The sequence below is a fragment of the Roseateles sp. P5_B10 genome (assembly GCF_056400485.1).
This window is the reverse complement of the sequence record NZ_JBFULE010000653.1, coordinates 1-2993: the sequence shown is the minus strand read 5'-3', so window position 1 is coordinate 2993 and position 2993 is coordinate 1. Positions and strand designations below refer to the sequence as shown.

The following is a 2993-nucleotide window of genomic DNA, read 5'->3' as shown; positions in this document are numbered from 1 at the left end:
CGCCACCGCACTCCGGGCGCCCCGACTTCGTCTGTCGCGGCGCCCTTTTTGCCTCTTTCAGGAGTAACCAATGAGTTACCGCGCCCCCATCAAGGACATGCTCTTCAACATCCAGCACCTCGCCGGTCTGGAGACCCTAACGAAACAAGTCCCTGCCTTTGAGGACTTCGGCCTGGACACGGCCGCCGCCGTGCTGGAGGAATGCGCCAAGCTGACGCAGGACGTCATCGCGCCGCTGAACTTCGAGGGTGACAAGAACCCGTCGAGCTGGAAGGACGGCGTGGTCACGACGACACCCGGCTTCAAGCAGGCCTTCCGTGCCTACGCGGAGGGCGGCTGGCAGGGTTTGGTCCATCCGACCGAATTCGGCGGCCAGGGCGCACCCAAGACGATTGCGGCGGCCTGCAACGAGATGCTGCAGTCGGCCAACATGAGCTTTGCGCTGTGCCCGCTGCTGACCGATGGCGCCGTCGAGGCGCTGCTGACCGCGGGCAGCGACGAGCAGCGCGCCGTCTACATCCCCAAGCTGCTGGACGGCTCGTGGACCGGCACGATGAACCTGACCGAGCCGCAGGCGGGCTCCGACCTGGCGCTGGTGCGCACGCGCGCCGAGCCAGTGGGCGATGGCACCTACAAGATCTTCGGCACCAAGATCTTCATCACCTACGGTGAGCACGACATGGCCGAGAACATCGTCCACCTCGTGCTGGCCCGCGTCGTCGGCGCGCCCGAGGGCGTGAAGGGCATCAGCCTGTTCCTCGTGCCGAAGTTCCTCGTCAATGCCGACGGCGCGCTGGGCGCCCGCAACGATGCGCACTGCGTGTCCATCGAGCACAAGATGGGCATCAAGGCCAGCCCGACGGCGGTGCTGCAGTTCGGCGATCACGGCGGCGCCGTGGGCACGCTGATCGGCCAGGAGAACCGCGGCCTGGAGTACATGTTCATCATGATGAACGCGGCCCGTTACGGCGTGGGCCTGCAGGGCATTGCGATCGCCGACCGCGCGTATCAGAAGGCCGTGGGCTATGCGAAGGACCGCGTGCAGTCGCGCCCGGTGGACGGTTCGGTGGCTGGCAGCGCTGCCATCATTCACCACCCCGACGTGCGCCGCATGCTGATGACGATGCGCGCGCTGACCGAGGGCTGCCGCGCGATGGCGAGCACGGCCGCAGCGGCCTTCGATGCGGCCCATCACCATCCCGACCCGGAGGCCTGCAAGCAGAACCAGGCCTTCTACGACTTCATGGTGCCGCTGGTGAAGGGCTACAGCACCGAGATGAGCCTGGAGGTCACTTCGCTGGGCGTGCAGGTGCATGGCGGCATGGGCTTCATCGAAGAGACCGGTGCGGCGCAGTACTACCGCGACGCCAAGATCCTGACCATCTACGAAGGCACGACGGCCATCCAGGCCAATGACCTCGTGGGCCGCAAGACGGCGCGCGATGGTGGCCAACTGGCCCGCGCCGTGGCCGGCCAGATTGAAGTGACGGAAGGCGAACTGGCCAAGCGCGACAGCGTCGCCGCTCGCGCTGTGCTGAAGGCCCTGCGCGCCTCGCGTGAGGATTTCCTCGCCGTGGTCGACTTCATCGCCGGCTCGGCCAAGAGCAATCCGAATGCGGCCTATGCCGGCTCGGTGCCCTATCTGATGCTGGCGGGCAACCTCGTCGCTGGCTGGCAACTGGCCCGCGCTTTGATGGTGGCGGAAGACGCCTTGGCGACTGACAAGGAATTCATGGCCGCCAAGATCGTGACCGCGCGCTTCTATGCCGAACACATCCTGCCGCGTACCAGCTCACTGCGTGCCGCCATCATTGATGGCGCCGACAGCGTGACGGAACTCAGCCTCGAAGCTTTCTGACGGAGTCCAACTTGGCCCTGCCTCCCATCCTGAAGAACCTGCCGCTGCCCGCCATCGGCTCGCCGCTGTTCATCATCAGCAACCCCAAGCTCGTCATCGAGCAGTGCAAGGCCGGCATCGTCGGCTCCATGCCGGCGCTCAACGCGCGGCCGGCCGAGTTGCTCGACGAGTGGCTGGCCGAGATCACCGAGACGCTGGCGGCCTACAACCGCGCCAATCCGGACAAGCCCGCCGCGCCGTTTGCCATCAACCAGATCGTGCACAAGAGCAATGAGCGGCTCGAGCACGACATGCAGGTCTGCGCCAAATACAAGGTGCCCATCGTCATCACGAGCCTGGGTGCGCATGAAGACGTGAACAACGCCGTGCATGCCTGGGGCGGCATCGTGCTGCACGACATCATCAACAACAAGTTCGCGAAGAAGGCCATCGAGAAGGGTGCCGACGGCCTTATCGCGGTGGCGGCGGGGGCGGGTGGCCATGCTGGCGTGAAGAGCCCGTTTGCGCTGATCCACGAGATCCGCGAATGGTTCGACGGCCCGCTGGCGCTGTCGGGCTCGATGGCCACCGGCGACGCCATCCTGGCCGCCCAGGCCATGGGCGCCGACCTGGCCTATATCGGCTCGGCCTTCATCGCCACCGACGAGGCCCGCGCGACCGACGCCTACAAACAGATGATCGTGGCCAGCAACAGCGACGACATCGTCTACAGCAATCTCTTCACCGGCGTGCATGGCAACTACCTGCGCGGCTCCATCATTGCTGCCGGCATGGATCCGGACAAGCTGCCCGAGAGCGACCCGAGCGCCATGAACTTTGGCGGCAGCGCGGCCAAGGCCTGGAAGGAAATCTGGGGCAGCGGCCAGGGCATCGGCGCGGTGCGCGAGGTGCTGCCGGCTGCGGAGCTGGTGGCGCGGCTCAAGCGCGAGTACGCGGCAGCGCGGGCGCGCCTGGCGCTGAACTGACGCGGCGCCTGGCTTGCCACGACGGCCGCCTGCGGGCGGCCGTTCTTCTTGGTGGGATGGAGCCCACCAACCCTAGGCTCAGGCGCGGAGGTTCGTCGCTACCATCGCGGCCCCCAACCGTTTTCATCGATCCGCAGATGCCCTTGAAGCCCAAAGCCATCCTCGTCTAC

Annotated in this window: 2 protein-coding genes; both read left to right on the top strand. The window is 66.3% G+C overall.

Annotated elements, in window-relative coordinates; all coding sequences use genetic code 11:
• Positions 1-70 precede the first annotated feature (70 nt).
• Positions 71-1858 (top strand): acyl-CoA dehydrogenase, encoded by a 1788-nt coding sequence (locus tag AC1DU6_RS25450; protein ID WP_457349634.1) that lies wholly within the window; start codon positions 71-73, stop codon positions 1856-1858.
• Between the two features lie 11 nt (positions 1859-1869).
• Positions 1870-2823, top strand: coding sequence for an NAD(P)H-dependent flavin oxidoreductase (locus tag AC1DU6_RS25445; RefSeq protein ID WP_477860494.1), 954 nt, complete (start codon positions 1870-1872; stop codon positions 2821-2823).
• Positions 2824-2993 lie beyond the last annotated feature (170 nt).